The organism is Solimonas flava DSM 18980, from assembly GCF_000426685.1.
GTDB classification, from domain to species: Bacteria; Pseudomonadota; Gammaproteobacteria; order Nevskiales; family Nevskiaceae; genus Solimonas; species Solimonas flava.
The window spans coordinates 318,114-337,339 of sequence record NZ_KE384553.1; the positions used below are offsets into that span (position 1 = coordinate 318,114).

Here is a 19,226-nt window from a genome sequence, read left to right on the forward strand (position 1 = left end):
CCGTGCCGGGCCCGCTCGACGTCGTCCGCGCCGACTGGCCGGCGCCGCCCGGCGTGCACGCGCTGCAGACGACGCGCGCCGGCGGCGATTCGGGCGGTCCCTGCGCGGCGCTCAATCTCGGCAGCAACACCGGCGACGATCCCGACCGCGTCGCCGCCAATCGCGCGCGGCTGCGTGCGGCGCTGGACCTGCCGGCCGAGCCGGCCTGGCTGCGCCAGGTGCACGGCACGGCCGTGGTCGATGCGGCGACGGTCGGCGGCGCGGCGCCGGAGGCCGACGCCAGCGCCACGACGCAGGCCGGCGTGGTCTGCGCGATTCTCACCGCCGACTGCCTTCCGGTGCTGTTCTGCGCCGACGACGGCTCTTGGATCGGCGCCGCACACGCCGGCTGGCGCGGTCTGGCCGGCGGCGTGCTGGAGGCCACCGTCGCCGTCGCGCCGCGCCCGCCGTCGCGGCTGCTGGCCTGGCTCGGCGCCGCGATCGGCCCGGAGCATTTCGAAGTCGGCCCGGAAGTGCGGGCCGTCTTCGTCGCTCGCCAGCCGCAGGCCGCCGCGGCGTTCCGGCCCGGACAGGGCGACCGCTGGATGGCCGATCTCTACCAGCTGGCGCGCCTGCGCCTGGCGGCGCTCGGCCTGACGCGCGTTTACGGCGGCGGGCTGTGCACTTACGCCGACGTCGCCCGCTTCTACTCGTTCCGCCGCGAGCCGCAGACCGGCCGCATGGCGACGCTGGTCTGGCGCGACTGAAGGCGGGCAGTGTTCGGCCGACCGCGCCGCTTGGCGTTTACGCGTGCGACGCCGATGCTTTGCCGGTCTGACGGCCGTTCGCTGCGCTCGGGCGATGGCCGTGGCGCCGGGTGCCGTCCTACACTCGGCAGATGGTCCGAATTCGAGGAGTGGACCGGGGCGTGACAAGAACAACAAGAAGGGCTCCGCCAACAGGGAGGTTCTGCGTCGCTGCCGTGCTCGGCGGCGTGCTGTCGGCTGCCTCGGCCTATGTCACGCCGGAGGACGCCGCCGTGCTCGGCGCGCGCCTGAGTCCGCTCGGCGCCGAGGTCGCCGGCAATGCCAGCGGCACGATCCCGGCGTGGACCGGTGGCCTGACGGCCCCGCCGCCCTGCTTCGAGGCCTCGCGCGGGCGCTACTGCGATCCGTATCCTGACGACCGTCCGCTGTACGTGGTCACCGCGGAGAACCTGACGCAATACGAGGATCTGCTGACGCCCGGACAGCGGGCGCTGTTCGCGGCGTTCCCGGACAGTTACCGCATGCGCGTGTTTCCGACCCGGCGCAGCTTCGCCAATCCGCCACCGGTCTACGCCGCCGCGCTCGCCAATGCGACGCACGCGGTGCTGGTCGACGGCACGCTCGACAAGGCGGCGACGGCGGTGCCGTTCCCGCTCCCGGCAAACGGTGTCGAGGCGATGTGGAATCACCGGCTGCGCTGGCGGCCGCTGGTCACCGAGCGCGTGTCGGCGCAGTTCGCGGTCGCCGCCAGCGGCGATTTCTCGCAGGCGCAGCTGCGCGAGCAGCTCCGATTCGATTACGGCGAGGAGGGTTACGACCTGCACGCCGCGCGCGGCGTGCTGTCGCAGCGTCTGCAATGGATCGAGGCGCCGGAACGACTGGCCGGCGCCGGCCTGCTGATCGAGGACGTCGCGCGCGCCGCCGATTTCGGCCGGCATCTGTGGCAGTTCGGGACCGGCGCCGAGCACACGCAGCGCGTGCCGAACCTCGGCTACGACACCTCCGGCATCGGCACCGACGACCTGCGCACCAACGACCAGATCGACACCTATTCCGGGCCGCTCGACCGCTACGACTTCAAGCTGGTCGGCAAGCAGGAGCTGCTGGTGCCGGCCAACAGCTACGCGCTGCACAGCGATGCCGTGCCGTACCGCGAGCTGGTCGGCCGCCATCACCTGAACCCGGATCTGGCGCGCTACGAGCGCCGCCGCGTGTGGGTGGTGGACGCCACGGTCAAGCGCGGCAGCAGCCATCTCTACCGGCATCGCCGCTTCTACCTCGATGAGGACGGCTGGCAGATTCGCGTGGTCGACAATTACGACAACCGCGATGTGCTGTGGCGTGTGCAGGAGACGCATAGCGTGATGGCCTACGACCGGCTGTACGAGCTGCCGGTCGCGGAGACGGTGTACGATCTTCCGGGCAGCCGCTATCTTGTCCAGTCACTGAACAACGAAGGTCCGGAGGTCGCGTATCCCGCGATCGAAGCCGGCGACTTCGGGCCGTCCGCTCTCGCGCGGCGCGGCAGAAAACTGAGCCGCGATGCGCAGCGCTGAGCGCCGCAACGGACGAGCGGTCAAGAATCGTAAGAATCGGGCGGCGCCAGCCGCGTGCGTTTTTGGGGGTTTCATGGACGTGAAGAGAGCTTGGAGATTCGCCGCAGCGGCCGCGCTCGGCGTGCTGGCCGGCAGCGCCGCCTGGGCGCAGGACGAAGCGGCCGGTGAATCGCCGGGAAAGCAGGGGGCGGTCAAGCCGATGCCGGCCGAGATCATGCCGCGCACGCCCGAGTCGCTGCTGCTCGACATCAAGAACACCGGCGAGCATCTGATCGCCGTCGGTGACCGCGGCGCGATCATCGTCTCCAACAACGGCAAGGACTGGGCGCAGGTCGAGGTGCCGGTGCGTGCGGCGCTGACCGCGGTCGCGTTCGCCGATCCGAAGCATGGCTGGGCCGCCGGCCACGACGCGGCGATCGTGCACACCGACGACGGCGGACGCACCTGGAAGCTGCAGAACTTCCAGCCCGAGCTTGAAAAGCCGGTGCTGAGCCTGCTCGCGCTCGACGCGCAGCACGCGCTGGCGGTCGGCGCCTACGGGCTGATGCTGGAGACCACGGATGCCGGCTCGACCTGGAACGAGGTCGACACGCACGGCTTCGACGAGGACGAGCTGCATCTGAATGCGATCGCCAAGCTCAACAACGGCGACCTGTTCATCGCCGGCGAGCAGGGCCTGCTGGCGATCTCGACCGACGCCGGCGCCAACTGGCAGAAGCAGGAATCGCCGTATGACGGCTCGTATTTCGGCGTGCTGCCGCACGGCGAGAAGGGCGCCATCATCTTCGGCCTGCGCGGCAACGTCTACCTCAGCGACGATGCGCGCTCGGGCAAGTGGACGCAGCTGCAGACCGGCACCGTCGCGTCGATGTTCGGCGGCGCCGCGGTGCCCGGCGACGGCGAGGTGCTGGTGGGGCTCAATGGCGTGATCGTGACGGTCTCGGCGGAGGGCAAGGTCGAGACGCTGCAGTCGCCGGCCGGCACACCGCTGTCCGGCGTGCTGCCGTACGGCGACGTGCTGCTCGCCGTCGGCGAATCCGGCGTGCAGCCGATCCCGCTGTCCCGTCCGCTGAAGTAACCGGGCCTGATATCCATGAGTGACAAGCACGAACTGACCCGCACGCAACGCATCCTGCGCGCGATCGAACCGCTGATCTACGCCAGGCGCGGCCTGACGATGGCGATCCTCGTCATCGCCACCGTGTTCCTGTTCTGGCAGATGATGCAGATCAAGCGCGACGCCGGCTTCGACAAGTCGATTCCGCTCGAGCATCCGTACATGCAGGTGCTCAAGCAGTACATGGCCGAGTTCGGCGGCGCCAACACGGTGCTGATCGCGCTGGTGCAGAAGCCGGGCAAGGGCGACATCTACAACGAGAAGTTCCTGACCTCGCTGAAGACGGCGACCGACGAGATCTTCTTCCTGCCGGGCGTCGACCGCTCGCGCGTGTCGTCGATCTTCACGCCGGACGTGCGCTACATCGAGGTCGTCGAAGGCGGCTTCGCCGGCGGCAACGTGATCCCGGCCGACTACCAGCCGACGCAGAAGTACTTCGACATGGTCCGCGCCAACGTCGGCAAGGGCGGCCACGTCGGCCGCTATGTCGCCAAGGACCAGAACGGCGCGATGATCTACTCGGAGCTGCTCGAGGTCGACCCGGTCAGCGGCGAGAAGCTCGACTACGAGAAGGTGGCGCAGGGGCTGGAGGAGAAGCTGCGTGGCCGCTTCGTCAATCCGAAGAAGATCCTCTACAAGCTCAAGAGCGACAAGGGACCGCTGAAGGCGGGAACCCAGGTCGGCGAGGGCTTCGTCGACTACGGCTGGAAGCTGGCGCTGCAGAACTTCGAGGTTGCGGACCCGCGCGATCCGAACGCCAAGCCGATCACCGTGCACGGCTACGAGGTGACGACGGAGACCGTCGACAATCCGCAGTACAACCCCGACATCGACGTCCATATCGTCGGCTTCGCCAAGGTTGTCGGCGACGTCATCGACGCCACCATGCAGGTCGTGCTGTTCTTCCTGCTGACGCTGGTGATGACGCTGATCCTGCTGTGGCTGTACGTCGGCAGCTTCAAGCTCGCGATCCTGCCGCTGATCTGCTCGGTCACCGCCGTGATCTGGGAGTTCGGCCTGCTGCGCCTGATGGGCAAGGGCCTCGATCCGTTCGCGATCCTGGTGCCGTTCCTGATCCTGGCGGTGTCGGTCAGCCATGGCGTGCAGTACGTCAACGCCTGGGTCGGCGAGATCACCATGAACCGCCGCAACAGCTTCGACGCCTCGCTCGAAACCTGGCGGCGTCTGGCGATCTACGGAACGATGGCGATCATGACCGACGTCGTCGGCTTCGCGCTGATCGGCCTGATCCCGATCGACATCATCCGCGAGATGGCGCTCAACGCGACGCTCGGCATGGCCGCGATCATCATCACCAACAAGGTGATGATGCCGATCATGCTGACCTGGGTCGATATCGGCGATCCGGTCGCGTTCCAGCAGAAGCAGGATTCGCGCGACAGCGTGTTCGATCCGCTGTGGCACCTGATTTCGAACATGGTGCGCCCGGCGCCGGCGGTCATCGCCATCGTCATCGGCGCGGGCCTGTTCGGCTGGAGCCTGTGGAAGGGAGAGGAACTGCAGGTCGGCGACAGTCAGGCCGGCGTGCCGGAACTGCTGCCCGATTCCCGCTTCAACCAGGACATGGCGGCGATCAACGCCAACTTCACGGTCGGTACCGATATCTTCAAGATCGTCGCCGAGATGGATCCTGAAGCCTGCGTGCGTTACGACATGATGGAGCAGGTCGACCGCTTCGATCAGCACATGGAGAACACGGTCGGCGTGCAGAGCATCCTGTCGCTGCCGTGGGCGGCCAAGCAGGTCAATTCGGCGTTCTCGGAAGCGGCGCCGAAGTTCCGCGTGCTGCCGCGCAACCAGTACGCGATCGTGCAGGCGATCACACCGATCCCGACCTCGTCCGGCCTGCTCAGCCCGGACTGCTCGGCGCTGGCCGTGTTCGTGTTCACCAAGGACCATACCGCAGCCACGCTGGAGCGCATCGTCGACGACACCAAGGCGTTCAACAAGAGCAACGCCGCCGAGTTCTTCGAGACGCACAAGGACGTCGATGCCAAGTACTGCGACGCCAAGCTCGACGCGCGCCGCGACGTGGGCGTTACGCGCGTGAAGATGGAGAAGTACGTCGAGAAGCTGAAGAAGAGCGGCAAGAAGCTCAGCGACAGCGAAATCGCCGAGAACGCCAAGGTCAAGGACCTGACCGCCAAGTACGAGGCGGCCAAGGACAAGCTCAAGGGCATGGACAAGGCCTGTCCGGTGAACTTCGCGCTGGCGACCGGCAACGTCGGCGTGATGGCGGCGACCAACGAGGAAGTGCACCGCCTCGAGCGGCCGATCCTCTACATCGTCTACGCCGGCATCATCATCTGCGTGTTTCTGTCGTTCTTCGAGTGGCAGTCGATCGTTTCGATCATGCTGCCGCTGGCGCTGGTTTCGTTCATGGCCTACGCGGTGATGGCGATCCTGGGCATCGGCATGAAGGTGGCGACGCTGCCGGTCGTCGCGCTCGCCGCCGGCATCGGCGTCGACTACGGCATTTACGTCTACGCGACGCTCGCCGATGCCACGGCCGGCGGCTACAAGCTGCGCGACGCCTACTTCAAGACGCTGAAGATGACCGGCAAGGCCGTGGTGTTCACCGGCATCACGCTCGGCATCGGCGTCGCGACCTGGCTGTGGTCGGGCCTGCAGTTCCAGCGCGACATGGGCAAGCTGCTGGTCTTCATGTTCACCGCGAACATGTTCGGCGCGATTCTGCTGCTGCCGGCGATCGCCTCGTTCCTGCTCAAGCCGCGCGAACTCGCGCCGGGCGAGGCGCCGGTCTTCAAGCCGCGCCACTGAGGCCGCTTTCGTTGCGTCTGCGTTCGATGGCCCACCTCGCGTGGGCCATTTTTTTGGCGCGGCGATTTCTTACCGACAAAGTTCATCGTCTGCGGCCATAATGCCAACGGCACGCCCGCGGGCACGGCGCGCCCACGTAGAAGCGACGGGCTGCCGGGTCGGGCGGCTGCTAACGAGGAATCTGGGGATGCTGTTTCGCACGAGACTGTACCGGTCATGCGGCCGGGCATGGGCACTGTTGTGCGTCGTGGCGGCTGCGCAGGCGGCGGCCCAGGACGTCGCATCGCCACCGCCGTCCGGGCCCGCCGATCTGCTGTCGATCTGCGGCGACGCCTTGCAGCTCAATCCCGCCTACGAGGCGGCGCGCGCGCAGTTCTTCGCGGCCCGGCAGCTGCTGCCGCTGGCGCGCGGCAAGCTGCTGCCGCAGCTCGAAGCCGGCGCGCAGTTCGCGTGGACGCACGACGACACCGACGTCACCTATTACGACATCTACCACGTGTCGGTGAACGACACCTACACCCGCACCGTCTACGGTGCGCAGCTGACGCAGGCGCTGTACCGGCCCGACCTGTTTCTCGGTCTGTCGAAGGCCGAGATGCAGCAGAAGCAGGCGAGCTTCGGGCTCGACGCCGCGCAGGACGGCCTGCTGATCGAGGTCGCGTCGGCCTATTTCGCGGTGCTGGCGGCGCGCGACGCGCTGGTCTTCGCCAAGGCCGAGACCAAGACCCTGGCCGAGCAGCTCGACTACATCAGCTCGCGCGCCGAGGCCGGCCTGGCGACGCAGGCCAACGTCAAGGAGGCGCAGGCCGCGCACGAACTGGCGATCGCCGACCAGACGGCCGCCGAGAACACGCTGGCCGCGTCGCGCATGTCGCTCGAGGCGCTGACCGGCAAGAGCTACGGCGAGCTCAAGGTGCTGCCGCCGAACACGCCGCTGGCGCCGCCGCAGCCGCTCGACGAGTCGGTCTGGGTGCAGCGCGCGCAGAGCGAGAACCCGCAGGTGCTCGCCAGCCGCGCGGCGCTGGAGATCGCCAAGATCGAGCGCCGCGTCGCCCAGGTCGGCCGCTATCCGAAGGTCGACATCGTCGGCACCGCCTATTCGCTCGACAACGGCGGCGGCATCACCGGTGACCGCAATCAGGACGACGCCCAGATCGGCATCAAGTTCGGCATGCCGCTGTTCACCGGCGGCCAGCTGACGGCGGCGATTCGCGGCGCCGAGGAGCTGCAGAAGAAGGCCGAGGCCGAGGAGCGCAACGCCGTCGCCAAGGCCGTGCGCGACACCCGCATCGCCTATCTCAACAGCTCGGCCGGCCTGCAGCGCGTGCTGGCGCTGCGTCGTGCGGTGGAAGCGGCGATCGAGGCCGAGGCCTCGGCGCGCGCCGGCTACGACGCCGGCACGCTGACCAATGCCGACGTGCTCGACGCGATCGACCGCCGCTACCAGGCCGAGGCCAATTACGCCAACGCCCGCTACATGTTCCTCGTCAATTCGCTGAAGCTGAAGCAGTCGGCCGGCAATCTGCTGACGGCGGATCTGGCGCAGATCAACCGCCTGCTGCAGTCGCCCGCGACGGCGCCGGCGCCGACGCAGCACTGAAGGCCGGACCCGCACGATGCATCGCTACCGCCGGTTCGTCGCTGCGTCGGTCGCAGATCTCGGCGTCCAGGTCGAGCTGTCGGGCGGCGAGGGCCTGCCGCGCCTGCGCCTGAGCGCCGACGAATACCGGCTCGCGCAGCTGTTCGACGGCGCGCGCGGACCGGACGAGCGCCTGGCCGCGGCGCGTGCGCTCGACATCGACACCAGCGCGGCGCGGCTCGAAGGCCTGGCCGACCGCCTCGCGCGCGCCCAGGTCCTGCAGCGCGGCACGCACGAGACGCTGCCGGTGCCGGCGCAGTCGGTCGACGAAGCGCGCGAGCTGGGCTGGCTCGATGGCCACGTCGGTCGGGCCGGGCGCACGCACGAGCCGCTGGCGCTGCCGCCGTCGTCGATGCCGGGCTCGCGCCTCAGTCCGGGCCTGCTCGGCGGCCTCGCCGGCCTGGTCGGCCGGCGCGGTCGCGCCAATCACATCGATCTGCCGCTGTCGCCCGGCGGCCTGGTCGCGCTGGGCCGCCCGTTCGCTGCGCCGCTGGCTTCGCGCGCCGGGCTCTACACGCTGCTGTTCCTGGTCGTGACGCTGGCGGTCGCGTTCTACCAGCGCCGCTTCGACGCGGCGCGCCACGTCGCCATGCTCGCGCATCTGTGGCCGTTCCTCGGCGCCGCGGTGCTGTCGGCCTATCTCGTCAATCTGGTGTCGATGGCGGCGCGCGCGGCGGCGGTCGCGCGCTACACGCCGAGCCGGCCGCGCGTCGGCCTGCGCATCACCTCGCTGTATCTGCCGGCCCTGTTCGTCGACACCGCCGGCCCGGCCGAACACGCCGGCCGCGCGACGCGCCTGCGCATCGTCGGCAGCCCGCTGGTCGCCACGCTCGGCCTGTTCGTGCTGGCGACGCTGCTGTGGTTCCTGACGCATCTGACGCAGCCGCGGCTGGCGGCGTTCTGTGTCGCGACGATGGCCGCCTGCGTGATGTCGACGGTGATCCGCATCAATCCCATCGCGCGCCGCGACGGTTACTTCCTGCTGCTCAATACTTTCGGCGTTTCCGACCTGCGCGAAACGGCGGCGCTGGTGTTCTTCGGCTTCGGCCGGCGGCCCTGGCAGGTCGCGCGGCGCGAGGTGCCGTCGTCGGTACTGCGTCTCTACGCCTGGCTGGTCGGCGCGTTCTGGCTGCTGGTCGCGGTGATGATCTTCAATTACTCCGGGCGCTGGCTGGTCGAGCATCTGCGCGGGGTGGGTTTCCTGTTGGTGGCAGCGGTTTTGGGGGTGTACATGGTCAAGCAGATGGGCAAGACGGACTCGGCACGCAGCAGCCTCGGCTGGACGTTCTCGTGGTGGCCGTTCTCGGAGAAGACGACCTGGATCGCGGTGACCGTGCTGCTGATCGGTCTGATTCCGTATCCGTACGAGCCGAGCGGCGACATGATCGTGCTGCCGCGCGCGCAGGCCGACGTCCGCGCGCTGGTCGCCGGCGACATCCGCGAGGTCCTCGTCAAGGAAGGCGACACGGTCGCGGCCGGGCAGGTCATCGTGCGGCTTTCCGACGACGTCTACGCCGCCAAGCTCGCCGCCAGCGAAGCGCAGCTTGCGTCGCTGAAGTCGGATCTGGCGCTGGCGCAGAAGGGCGGCAAGCCGGAGGAGGTCGAGGTCGCCCGGCAGGCGGTCGCGACGGCGCGCACCAAGGCCGAGTTCTCGCGCATCAACGCGCAGCGCCTCGCCCAGGCCTACCAGCGCAAGGCGGTGACCTCGCAGGAATACGACCGCGCCCGCGGCCAGGCCGAAGTCGACGCGCAGCTGCTGCGCGAGGCCGAGCAGCAGCTGGCGCTGGTCTCCAGCCCGGCTGCCGCCGATCGCCTCGACTCGATCCGTGCCGACCTGCAGCGCGTCGAGGCCGAGCTCAAGTTCAACCGCCAGCAGCTCGGCTACACCGAGGTGAAGGCGCCGATCGTCGGTCGCATCGTGTCCGGTACGTTGCAGTTCGCGCACGGCAACTACCTGAACGTCGGCGAGCGCGTCGCCATCATCGAGGATGCCGGCGCCAAGCGCGCCGAGATCAAGATGCCGGAGTCGTCGATCGGCGCCGCCAAGGTCGGCAATACCGCCTGGGCCAAGTCCTGGGCGTATCCGTGGCACAGCTTCGCCGGCACCGTCTCGGCGATCGCGCCGGCCGCCGAGGACAGCCCGTACGGCAAGGTCGTGCGCGTCGAGATGGAAGTCGATGATCCGCAGGATCTGCTGAAGTCCGGCATGACCGGCAGCGCCAAGGTCGACGGCGGCTGGAGCCTGGCCGGCGTGGTCTTCACGCGTGCGCTGGTCCGCTTCGTGTTCGTCGAGGTCTGGTCCTGGCTGCCCTGAGCATGACGCTCGCGCCGTGCCGCCTGTGCCTGATGCCCGCGTGCGGGCGGGAGAGTCTGCGCCATGACTGACGCGGCGTGGCCCTTGCGCGAAGCCGATTTCCGCCTGACCTGCGAGAACGGCTTCGGCGACGGCTGGAACCACTACGCGCACAGCATGGCGTGGTTCCGCGGTCGCCTGTACGTCGGTACGACGCGGGCGACGATGGCGATGAACAAGTGGGTGATCCCGCGGCCGGAGATGCGGCCGTGGCCGGTCGAGTGCCCGGAGGACGTCTACGATGTGCCGCGCCAGGCCGAGATCTGGGAATACACCCCGGAGACCGATACCTGGCTGCGCGTCTATCAGGCGCCGCTGGTGCCGGGCCGCGAGCTCAAGCGTCTGGTGCCGCGCTACATCGGCTTTCGCGGCATCACCGTGTTCCAGGGGCCGCAGGACAGCGCGCCGTGCCTCTACGTCTCGACCTGGGCGCCGCTGCAGGCCGAGCCGCCGGACATCCTGCGCAGCGAGGACGGCCGCGAGTTCGGCTCGGTGCCGCGCCCGCCGTGGGACACCGTGGTGCGCTCGTTCCGCACGCTGCAGGTCTTCAACGGCCGCGTGCACACCTCGCCGACCAGCTCGACCGCGGTCGCGCGCCGCACGCAGGACTCGGTCGGCTCGGACTCGACGATCTACGCCTGCGACGATCTGATCGGCGGCCGCTGGCAGGCGGCGAGCGCCGAGGGCTTCGGCTTTCGCGCCAACGTCACCGTGTTCGAGATGGCGCTGTTCGACGGCCACCTCTACGCCGGCACCGTCAATCCGGTCACCGGCCTCGAAGTGTGGAAGACCCGCGGCGGCGATCTGCCGTACCGCTGGACGCGCGTGCTGACGCGCGGCGCCTGGCGCGGCAAGCTCAACGAAGTCGGCGGCAGCTTCTGCGAGTTCAACGGCGCGCTGTACCTGGGCACCGGCATCGCCAACGGCGGCTACCACCGCGCCGCCAACGTCGGCCCGGGCGCGGCCGAGGTCATCCGCATCTGGCCGGACGACAGCTGGGAGCTGATCGTCGGCGAATCGCGGCTGACGCCGGACGGCGCCCGCTATCCGCTGTCGGGTTACGCGCCGGGCTTCGATTCGCTGTTCAACGGCTACATGTGGCGCATGGCCGCGCACGCCGGCCATCTGTACGTCGGCACCTTCAACTGGGCCAACATGCTGCCGTACCTGCCGACCTACGTCTGGCCCGAGGACGTGGTGGCGATGATGTACCGCTGGGGCGAGGAGAACCTGATCCGCCGCTTCGGCGGCTGCGAGCTGTGGCGCACCCGCGACGGCATCCTCTGGGAGCCGGTCACGCGCAACGGCTTCGGCAACAAGTACAACTGGGGCATCCGCAATCTCGTGTCGACGCCGCACGGCCTGTTCGTCGGCACCGCCAATCCGTTCGGGCCGACGGTCGCGCAGCGCATCGACGGCCACCGCTGGCAGTACGTGCACAACCCGCGCGGCGGCTGCGAGGTCTGGCTCGGCCAGCCCGCGGCGGCGGAGACGCCGGCATGAGCGCGGCGCCGCTGTTCGTCGTCGCCGCGCCGTTCTGCGGCGCCTCGCGGCTGGCGGCCGCGCTCGGTGCGCATCCGCAGCTGTACGCCGTGCCGGAAACCAATCTGTTCGTCGCCGGCACGGTCGCCGAGCTGCTGGAGATCTTCGAGCTGAGCCAGGGCAGCGACGCCGACGGCCTGCTGCGCGCGCTCGCCGAACTGGAATTCGGCGGCGAGGGCGACGAGTCCGTCGAACGCGCGCGCCAGTGGCTGGCGGCGCGCGCCGACTGGCCGACGCCGTGCGTGCTGGAGCATCTGGCGGCGCGCGTCGCGCCGCGCCGTCTGGTCGTCACCGAGACCCTGTCGGCGCTGCGGCCGCTCGACCTCGATCGCCTGTGCCGTGCCTTCCCGCAGGCCGCCGCGATCCAGCTCGTGCGTCATCCGTGGAGCCACGGCGCGCTGTTCGCCGCCTGGCTCGCCGACCGACTGTTCGTCGCCGCCGATTACCGCGACCACAGCCGCGATCTGGCGCCGATCGACCCGCAGCTCGCCTGGCTGCGTGTCAACGGCAATGTCGAGCGCGTGCTGGCGCCCGTCTACGGCGAGCGCCTGCTGCGCGTACGCGACGAGGATTTTCGCGGCGAGCGTCTGGCGACGCTGGCAGCGATCGCCCGCCACGCCGGCGTCGCCGCCGATGCGCTGACGGTTTCCGCCCTGCAGCCGCAGGCCTGGACCTTCCACGGCTACGGCCCGCCGGCCGCGCCCTACGGTCTCGACGCCGAGCTGCTCGAGGATCTGGTGCCGGACGATGCCTCGGCCCGCCTCGACGGGCCGCTGCCGTGGCGCGGCGACGGCGTCGCGTTCGCCGCCGAGGTCGTCGCGAGTGCGCGCGCCTGCGGCTACGGGCCAGAAGAAAATCCGTCTTCGCAGAATCCGGCCTAGAAGAATCCGGCTCGAAAAATCCGGCTCGAAGAATCCGGCGTAGAAGAATCCGGCCGTGAGAAGCCGCCGCCGGTCCGGGCTCCGGTAGTAAAAATCGCTGGGTCCGGCGCGCCGTCACGAGCCTGTCGGCTGGCGCCCGTACACTGCGGCGCAGGCGGCCTACGGGGGCGGGCGGCGTGTTGCGGCGTGCGCTCCGGGCCGCGCCCACCCGCTCTCGGATTCCTCGCATGGCCCCGCCGCTCGACCGTCGTCATTTCCTCAAGGGCGCCGCGGCGCTCGGTGCCGCGCCGCTGATCGGCGGACTGCAGGCCTGCGGCGGCAGCGACGCCGCGCCGGCGTCCGGCAACCTCGACGAAAGCGCCGGGTTTGACTATCCGCTGGCGCTGCCGCTGCCGTTCGCGCACGGCGTCGCCAGCGGCGATCCGCTGCGCGACCGCGTCATCATCTGGACGCGCATCACCGAGACCACGCCGTCGGCCGACGAGATCGCGGTGCGCTGGGAGGTGTCGGAGACGCCGGACTTCGCGCGCGTGCTGCGTTCCGGCACGCAGCGCACGAACGCGGCGCGCGACTGGACGGTGAAGGTCGACGTCACGCAGCTGGCGCCGGCGAGCAGCTACTACTATCGCTTTCACGCCTTCGGCCGGACCTCGATCACCGGCCGCACGCGCACCGCGCCGGATACCGCGGTCGATTCGCTGCGCATCGCCGTGCTGTCGTGCTCCAGCTACTGGTCGAGCTGGTGGAGCGGCCTCGGCCATCTCGCCGACCGCAACGACCTCGATCTGGTGATCCACTGCGGCGACTACATCTACGACTTCGTCGATCAGGACGAGGAAGTGCGCGCGCGCAAGGACGCCAAGGATACGGCGCTGCCGGACTACCGCGACTGGCTGAACATCGACGAACTGCGCCGCCGCTACGCGCTGTGGCGCTCGGACCCCAACAATCTGCGCGCGCACCAGCAGCATCCGTGGTTCATCGTCTGGGACAACCACGATCTCGACGAGGACTACGGCAACGAGCTGGCGACGCCGTTCGACGGCCAGCAGAGCACGACCACGCTGGCGCAGACCACGCAGGTGTTCTGGGAGTGGACGCCGTCGCGGCCGGTCAAAGCCGGCGGCTCCGGCGAATTCATCCTCGTCGACGACGGCTCGTATCCGGCGCCCGAGGACAGCCAGCTCGTCTGGCGGCGCCTGCCGTACGGGCCGCTGCTCGACGTGTTCGGCGTCGATACGCAGATCGGCCTGCCCGGCCACGGCCTGACGATGGACGCCTCGCACCTGCCGTCCGGTAACAGCCTGATGGGGCGCACGCAGTTCGAGTGGCTGACGCAGTCGATGCGCGCCTCGGCGGAGGGCGGCGTCACCTGGCGTCTGGTCAACAACCAGACCTGGCTGGCGCCGGCCGACGTGCCGGATCTGGTCGAGGGCCTGCCGCCGCTGCCGAAGATCGGCATCAGCCGCTGGACCGACTATCCGGAGGAACGCGCCGCGTTGCTGCAGAACCTGCGCGGCGACAATGGCGCCGGCTCGCGCGTGCGCAATAACATCGTCGTGTCCGGCGACGCGCACGGCAATCTCGCTTCGGACCTGATCGAGAGCACCGCCCTGCTCAGCGCCTACATTTCCGGCCTGCCGGTGCCGAACCCGCGCTCGGGTTCGACGGCGGCGAACGTGCTCGCCGGCTTCGGCCGCGCGACCACCGGCAACCTCGGGCCGCTGAACCTGCGCGACGCCTCGGTCGGCGTCGAGTTCGCGCCGACGTCGATGGGCCGCGGCGGCGGCGACGAACTGCTCGCCAACGCCCTCCAACTCGAACCCGGCTCGGCGGCGACGGTCGCCGGCACGCGCCTGCTCGAACTGGCGCTGATCTCGCTGAACAAGAACATCCAGTTCATCGAATGGGTCGACCACGGCTACGGCATCGTGCACCTGACGGCGGACCGCGCCGTGTTCGAATACTGGTGGCAGGACAAGCTGACGCCGGGCTCGCCCGACGTGCTTGGCCGGCAGATGATCGCCTGGGCGCAGACCGACAGCAGCGGCCTGGTCGCGCGCTTCCAGGACCAGATCGACGACGTCGCTGCGCACGGGCTCGCGGTCGCGCCGACGAGCGGCACGCGCGTCGCCGAGCCGGCGCCGCTGACGCAAACCCTGGCGCCGCGCTGAAGGCGCGCGTGCGAAGCCCGATCGCTCTGCGAAGCGCGCCGCCGCGACGCGCGCGGCCTGATGCCGCGCGTTGCGCGGCGCCGCTGCCGCAGCTTCTACTGGAAGGCGGTTCCGAGGCGGTCCGGCGCCAGCGTGTCGCCGAGCGCGAGATCGCCGTAGGCAGCGAAGTGCGCGTTGTCGCGGCCGAGGTCCGGGCCGCGCCAGCGCAGCACGCCGCCGCCGCGGCGCATGCGGAACGGAAAGCCGGGCAGGCGGATGCCGTCGACGCTCTGGAACCACTGCCGCGCCGCGAGCTGCGGATCGACGGCGAGGTCGCGCGCGTTGCAGACCAGGCCGGCGGCGATGCCGGCCGCCTGCAGGCCCCGCATCGCTTCGTCGGCCTCGTGCTCGCGCGTCCACGCGGCGATGCGGGCGTCGAGTTCGTCGTGCGCGGCGCGGCGCTGTTCGACGCTGGCGTAGCGCGGGTCTTCGGCGAGCGCCGGGCCGCCGACGATGAGCGCGAGGCGCCGCCACTGCGCGTCGTCGGCGACGCTCAGCGTCAGCCAGCGGTCGCTGCCGGCGGCCGCATAGCAGCCCTGCGGCGCGTGGCGCGCGTGGCGGTTGCCGAGCACCGGCGGCTCGCGGCCGCTGGCCGAGGCCTGCGCGAAGAACTCGCCGACCGTCCAGCAGCAGGTTTCGGTTTCCGACAGGTCGATCCACTGGCCGCTGCCGCCGCGCGCGCGGTGCAGCAGCGCGGTCAGCGCCGCGCAGCTGCCGAAGATGCCGTTGAGCACGTCCATCTCGCGCACGCGGAACGCCGGACCGGACGCGTCGTAGCCGGTCAGCGCCTGCAGGCCGCTGATCGCCTCGATGGTGCCGCCGTAGCCGGCGAAGCGCGCGTACGGGCCGTCGGCGCCGAAGGCCGACATCGAGACCATGACGATCCGCGGGTTGATCGCGCGCAGCGCCTCGTAGCCGAGGCCGAGCTTGTCCATCACGCCCGGCCGCGAGTTCTCGAGGACCAGATCGCTGTCGGCGGCCAGGCGCTTGCAGAACGCCAGATGGTCCGGGCGCTCCAGATCGAGCGTCAGCGAGCGCTTGTTGCGGTGCAGCTGCCAGAAGCGCGCGAAGTCATTGACCTTCGCCGGATAGCCGCCGCGCATGCCGTCGAGGCGCTTCGGGTATTCGACCTTGATGACTTCGGCGCCGTAGTCGGCGAGCACCCGCGCCGCGTGCGGGCCGGCCCAGTCGTGCGTGAAGTCGAGCACGCGCAGGCCGGCGAGCGGCGTGTCGACCCGCTCGCCGTTGGCGGCCGCTGCGGCCGCGCTGCGCGGAGGCGCGTCGTCGTCATCGTTCCAGCGCGTGGCGGTGCCGCGGAACGGCGCGCCGGGCACGCGGCAGGCGCGGCCGTCCGGCAGCGTCGCGTCGACGAAGAACTGCCGCGCCACGTTCTGCGGGTCCTGCAGGGCGTCGAGCATCGTCGCCAGATACGACCAGGCCAGGCCGCAGCGCTGGCCGGCGAGGAAGATCTCGCGCTTGTCGTGCGCTTCGAGCCAGGGCCGCAGCAGCGCCTCGAACTGCTTGCGCTCCTTGATGCGCTGGTCCATGCGCGCATAGCGCTCGATCTCGGCGTTGCCGAACAGCGCCGCGGCCTTGCTCCAGTTGCGGATCGGCCCGCCGATGATCGCCGCCTCGCCGTCGGCGCAGCGGTAGGTGCGCCACGGCACCATGTTGTGCTCGTCGCCGTTGCGGCGCGGGATGTTGCCGGCGTGCAGGTGCTCGGCGATCGCGTTCTCGTAGTTCTCCATCGCCGCTTCGCGGATCGACAGGTCGATGAAGTCGCCGAGGCCGTCGCGCTCGCGGCGCAGCAGGGCCATGACGCTGGCGATGTAGGCGTAGAGGCCGGCCGTGACCTGGGCGATCTTCGGCTGCGCGTTGAGCGGCTCGCGCGTGCCGTCGCCGGTGCTCGTCATCAGGCCGCTCATCGCGTACAGCGTGATGTCCTCGGCGGCGTGGTCGCGGTACGGCCCGTCGAGGCCGAACGGCGTGATGCGGCAGACGATCAGGCGCGGATGGCTCGCGGTCAGCGTCTCCGGCTCGGCCGGGCAGGGGCCGGCGTCGGCAGCCGCGCGCGCGTCGATCAGCACGTCGGTCTGCTGCAGCAGGCGCGCCCAGGCCTGGGCGGCGTCGGCCGCCGACCAGTCGAACGGCAGGCGCCCGCGCTCGACCTCGTACCAGGCCATTTCTTCGCCGCTGTAGTCGGGCGTCGCCGCATCGGCCGGCACCACGCTGTGCACTTCGGCGCCGAAGCCGGCGAGCAGCTTGGTGCAGTAGGCCGCGCCGAGGCCGTCGCCGATGCGCAACACGCGAATCCCGCCGAGTGACTTCATGGTCGTACGCTCCTTGTCTTTTCTTTTTCCTGCTGCGGTCGCGCGTCGCGCGCCGGCGGCGATGCCGCGCCCGGTCCGGGCGCGGCCGGCGCCGCGTAATACGTCGCCAGCATGTCGCGCAGCCGCGCGGGCGCGAAGCGCGCCTCGATCGCCTGCCGCGCGTTGCGGCCGATGCGCTCGCGCAGCGCGGGGTCGTCGCGCAGGCGGCGCAGAATCTCGATCGCCTCGCGCTGTTCGTCGAACACGAAACCGGTCTGCCCGTGCACGATGTGGTCGGCGTGACCGGCGAAGCGGTGGCAGACGACCGGCAGGCCGCAGGCCATCGCTTCCCAGACCACGCGCGCGGCCGGGTCGTAGAACGTGCCGGTGCGGTAGAAGAACACGTCGAGCCCGCGCAGGAAGCCGGCGACCTCGACCTCGCCTTCCGGGCGCAGGCGGATCGCCGGGTGCGGCGCGACCAGCGGCGCCAGGCTGCGCGCGCCGAGCAGGTCGAACTCGATGCTCTCGCGCGACAGCAGCGCGTAAAGCTCGGGATCGTAGAGGGCGTGATGCTTGTCGAGCGCGTCGCGGCTGCAGCGCCCGACGCGCAGGCGTCCGGCGACCGCCGCCGGGCGCGCCGGTTCGGGCGCGAAGCGCTGCAGGTCGATCGGCGACAGATGGATGTCGCCGTCGACGCCGTGCGTGCGCCGTTGCAGCTCGCAGGTGTAGACGAAGCGCACCGCCGGACAGATGCGCCGGTACAGCGGCAGGAAGTTCGCGAAGCGCTGCGGCTCCATGGTGTTGACGACCACCGTCAGCTGCCGCGGCCGTGTCAGGCGCAGCAGGCGGCTCGGCTTCCAGAACGTGCCGACGAAGACGAAGCTGCCGTCGAGGCCGAGGTGCCAAGGCAGGAACAGGCGGATGCCGTGCCGGCGGCGGAACGCGGCGCGCGAGCGCGACGAGGTCGCCCACAGCTGCGCGTCGGCGCCGCACAGCTCGCGCAGCTGCCGCGTGATTTCGAGCGCGCGCATTTCCGAGCCGCCGACTTCGGTGGCGTACGGAAAGAACACGTGCACGCGGGGGCGCTCGGCGACATCCGTCATCGGCGGCGCTCCGGCGCGCGGGCGGTCGGCGGCTTCCGGCGGGGCCGGACGGCGGCGGTCGATGACGGCATGCGGGTGTCCGGGCGCAGGCTCAGGCCACCGCGCGCTGCGGTTCGAGGAAGGCCATCAGCTCGTCGATCACGCGGCGCGCCTGGCTGACCGGGAAGAAATGGCCGGCGTTGGCGACGCTGAGGTAGCGCGCCTGCGGCAGCAGCTGGGCGAGCTGGCGGCCGGAGATCTCGCAGCGCGAGTGCTGCGCGTACATCAGCAGCACCGGCATCGGCAGCGCCGCGATCGCCTCGCGGCTCGCGCCCGGCTGGTTGAACTCGGCCGGCGCCGCGGTGCCGTCGAGCAGGCGCAGCCATTGCTGCGCGGCACGCAGTGCGCCGCGGCCCTCGCCGAACGGCGTGAACTCGTCGCGCGCGTCGTTGACGGTGCCGGCCGCGCGCAGGCGCGCCGCCGCTTCGAGGAAGCGCAGACCGACCTGGGTTTCGCTTTCCCAGTCGTAGCCGAAGGCGGCGCTGCTGCGTGCCGCGACTTCGCGTTCGAACGCCGACAGCTCGGTGACGTCGTGCAGGCGCATTTCCGGCTGCAGGCGGTTGACGCGCGTGTCGAGCAGGCCGAGATGGCTGAAGCGCCGCGGTGCCGCGACTGCGGCTTCCAGCGCGCAGGCGCCGCCGAAGCTGTGGCCGACCAGCGCCGCGCGCTCGATGCCGGCCTGATCCATCAGCTCGACGATGCCGTGGCCGAGCGCCGTCGCCGAATAGCCCTGCGGCGGCATCGCGCTGTAGCCGTGGCCCGGCAGGTCGAACAGGGTGACGCGGAAACGGTCGCGCAGGCCGCTGGCGACGCCGCCGTACCAGAACGCGCGATTGGTCGCGAGCCCGTGCACGAGCACGAGGTCGGGGCCTTCGCCCATCTGCTGCCAGGCGATCTCGGCGCCGTTGATCGTCGCGCTGGGCATC

General features: G+C 70.4%; 12 protein-coding genes. 9 read left to right on the top strand and 3 right to left on the bottom strand.

Annotation, left to right across the window (positions count from 1 at the left end; all coding sequences use genetic code 11):
- Positions 1–2: 2 nt before the first annotated feature.
- The 9 genes from pgeF (at position 3) to K343_RS0119695 (ending at position 14,810) form a co-directional block, all read left to right on the top strand.
- Positions 3–746, top strand: a complete 744-nt coding sequence (pgeF, locus tag K343_RS0119655) for a peptidoglycan editing factor PgeF (RefSeq protein WP_028009511.1) — start codon at positions 3–5, stop codon at positions 744–746.
- Positions 747–961: 215 nt separating this feature from the next.
- A complete protein-coding gene (locus K343_RS0119660; protein WP_028009512.1) occupies positions 962–2,302 on the top strand; it encodes a DUF1329 domain-containing protein in 1,341 nt (446 codons plus the stop codon).
- 73 nt (positions 2,303–2,375) lie between these two features.
- Positions 2,376–3,380, top strand: a complete 1,005-nt coding sequence (locus K343_RS0119665) for a WD40/YVTN/BNR-like repeat-containing protein (RefSeq protein WP_161628929.1) — start codon at positions 2,376–2,378, stop codon at positions 3,378–3,380.
- A 15-nt stretch (positions 3,381–3,395) separates the two neighbouring features.
- Positions 3,396–6,221 carry an efflux RND transporter permease subunit gene (locus K343_RS0119670; RefSeq protein ID WP_028009514.1) on the top strand — a complete coding sequence of 942 codons (2,826 nt, stop codon included), beginning with the start codon at positions 3,396–3,398 and terminating at the stop codon, positions 6,219–6,221.
- A gap of 247 nt (positions 6,222–6,468) precedes the next feature.
- Positions 6,469–7,821 (top strand): TolC family outer membrane protein, encoded by a 1,353-nt coding sequence (locus tag K343_RS0119675; protein WP_028009515.1) that lies wholly within the window; start codon positions 6,469–6,471, stop codon positions 7,819–7,821.
- A 16-nt stretch (positions 7,822–7,837) separates the two neighbouring features.
- Positions 7,838–10,174 carry an HlyD family secretion protein gene (locus K343_RS0119680; RefSeq protein ID WP_028009516.1) on the top strand — a complete coding sequence of 779 codons (2,337 nt, stop codon included), beginning with the start codon at positions 7,838–7,840 and terminating at the stop codon, positions 10,172–10,174.
- Positions 10,175–10,237: 63 nt separating this feature from the next.
- Positions 10,238–11,716 (top strand): hypothetical protein, encoded by a 1,479-nt coding sequence (locus K343_RS0119685; protein WP_028009517.1) that lies wholly within the window; start codon positions 10,238–10,240, stop codon positions 11,714–11,716.
- A complete protein-coding gene (locus K343_RS0119690; protein ID WP_028009518.1) occupies positions 11,713–12,636 on the top strand; it encodes a sulfotransferase in 924 nt (307 codons plus the stop codon). Before K343_RS0119685 ends, K343_RS0119690 begins: the two co-directional genes overlap by 4 nt.
- A 227-nt stretch (positions 12,637–12,863) precedes the next feature.
- Complete coding sequence (locus tag K343_RS0119695) at positions 12,864–14,810, top strand: alkaline phosphatase D family protein (protein WP_028009519.1); 1,947 nt, start codon at positions 12,864–12,866, stop codon at positions 14,808–14,810.
- Positions 14,811–14,905: 95 nt separating this feature from the next.
- On the opposite strand, the gene K343_RS0119700 is transcribed toward K343_RS0119695, so the two are convergent.
- The 3 genes from K343_RS0119700 to K343_RS23740 form a co-directional block, all read right to left on the bottom strand.
- Positions 14,906–17,179, bottom strand: a complete 2,274-nt coding sequence (locus tag K343_RS0119700) for a CaiB/BaiF CoA-transferase family protein (RefSeq protein ID WP_084616015.1) — start codon at positions 17,177–17,179, stop codon at positions 14,906–14,908.
- Positions 17,176–18,261 carry a glycosyltransferase gene (locus K343_RS0119705; protein ID WP_028009521.1) on the bottom strand — a complete coding sequence of 362 codons (1,086 nt, stop codon included), beginning with the start codon at positions 18,259–18,261 and terminating at the stop codon, positions 17,176–17,178. The genes K343_RS0119700 and K343_RS0119705 overlap by 4 nt, the downstream gene beginning before the upstream one ends.
- 91 nt (positions 18,262–18,352) lie before the next feature.
- On the bottom strand, positions 18,353–19,225 hold the full coding sequence (locus K343_RS23740) for an alpha/beta fold hydrolase (RefSeq protein ID WP_028009522.1): 873 nt from the start codon (positions 19,223–19,225) through the stop codon (positions 18,353–18,355).
- Between the last annotated feature and the right edge of the window lies 1 nt (position 19,226).

Bases quoted from the DNA above. Each gene is read 5' to 3' on its own strand.
- K343_RS0119670 (WP_028009514.1), top strand. From the start codon at position 3,396: ATGAGTGACAAGCACGAACTGACCCGCACGCAACGCATCCTGCGCGCG.
- K343_RS0119700 (WP_084616015.1), bottom strand. From the start codon at position 17,179: ATGAAGTCACTCGGCGGGATTCGCGTGTTGCGCATCGGCGACGGCCTC.
- K343_RS23740 (WP_028009522.1), bottom strand. From the start codon at position 19,225: ATGCCCAGCGCGACGATCAACGGCGCCGAGATCGCCTGGCAGCAGATG.
- K343_RS0119680 (WP_028009516.1), top strand. From the start codon at position 7,838: ATGCATCGCTACCGCCGGTTCGTCGCTGCGTCGGTCGCAGATCTCGGC.
- K343_RS0119690 (WP_028009518.1), top strand. From the start codon at position 11,713: ATGAGCGCGGCGCCGCTGTTCGTCGTCGCCGCGCCGTTCTGCGGCGCC.
- K343_RS0119695 (WP_028009519.1), top strand. From the start codon at position 12,864: ATGGCCCCGCCGCTCGACCGTCGTCATTTCCTCAAGGGCGCCGCGGCG.
- K343_RS0119705 (WP_028009521.1), bottom strand. From the start codon at position 18,261: ATGACGGATGTCGCCGAGCGCCCCCGCGTGCACGTGTTCTTTCCGTAC.
- K343_RS0119665 (WP_161628929.1), top strand. From the start codon at position 2,376: ATGGACGTGAAGAGAGCTTGGAGATTCGCCGCAGCGGCCGCGCTCGGC.
- K343_RS0119685 (WP_028009517.1), top strand. From the start codon at position 10,238: ATGACTGACGCGGCGTGGCCCTTGCGCGAAGCCGATTTCCGCCTGACC.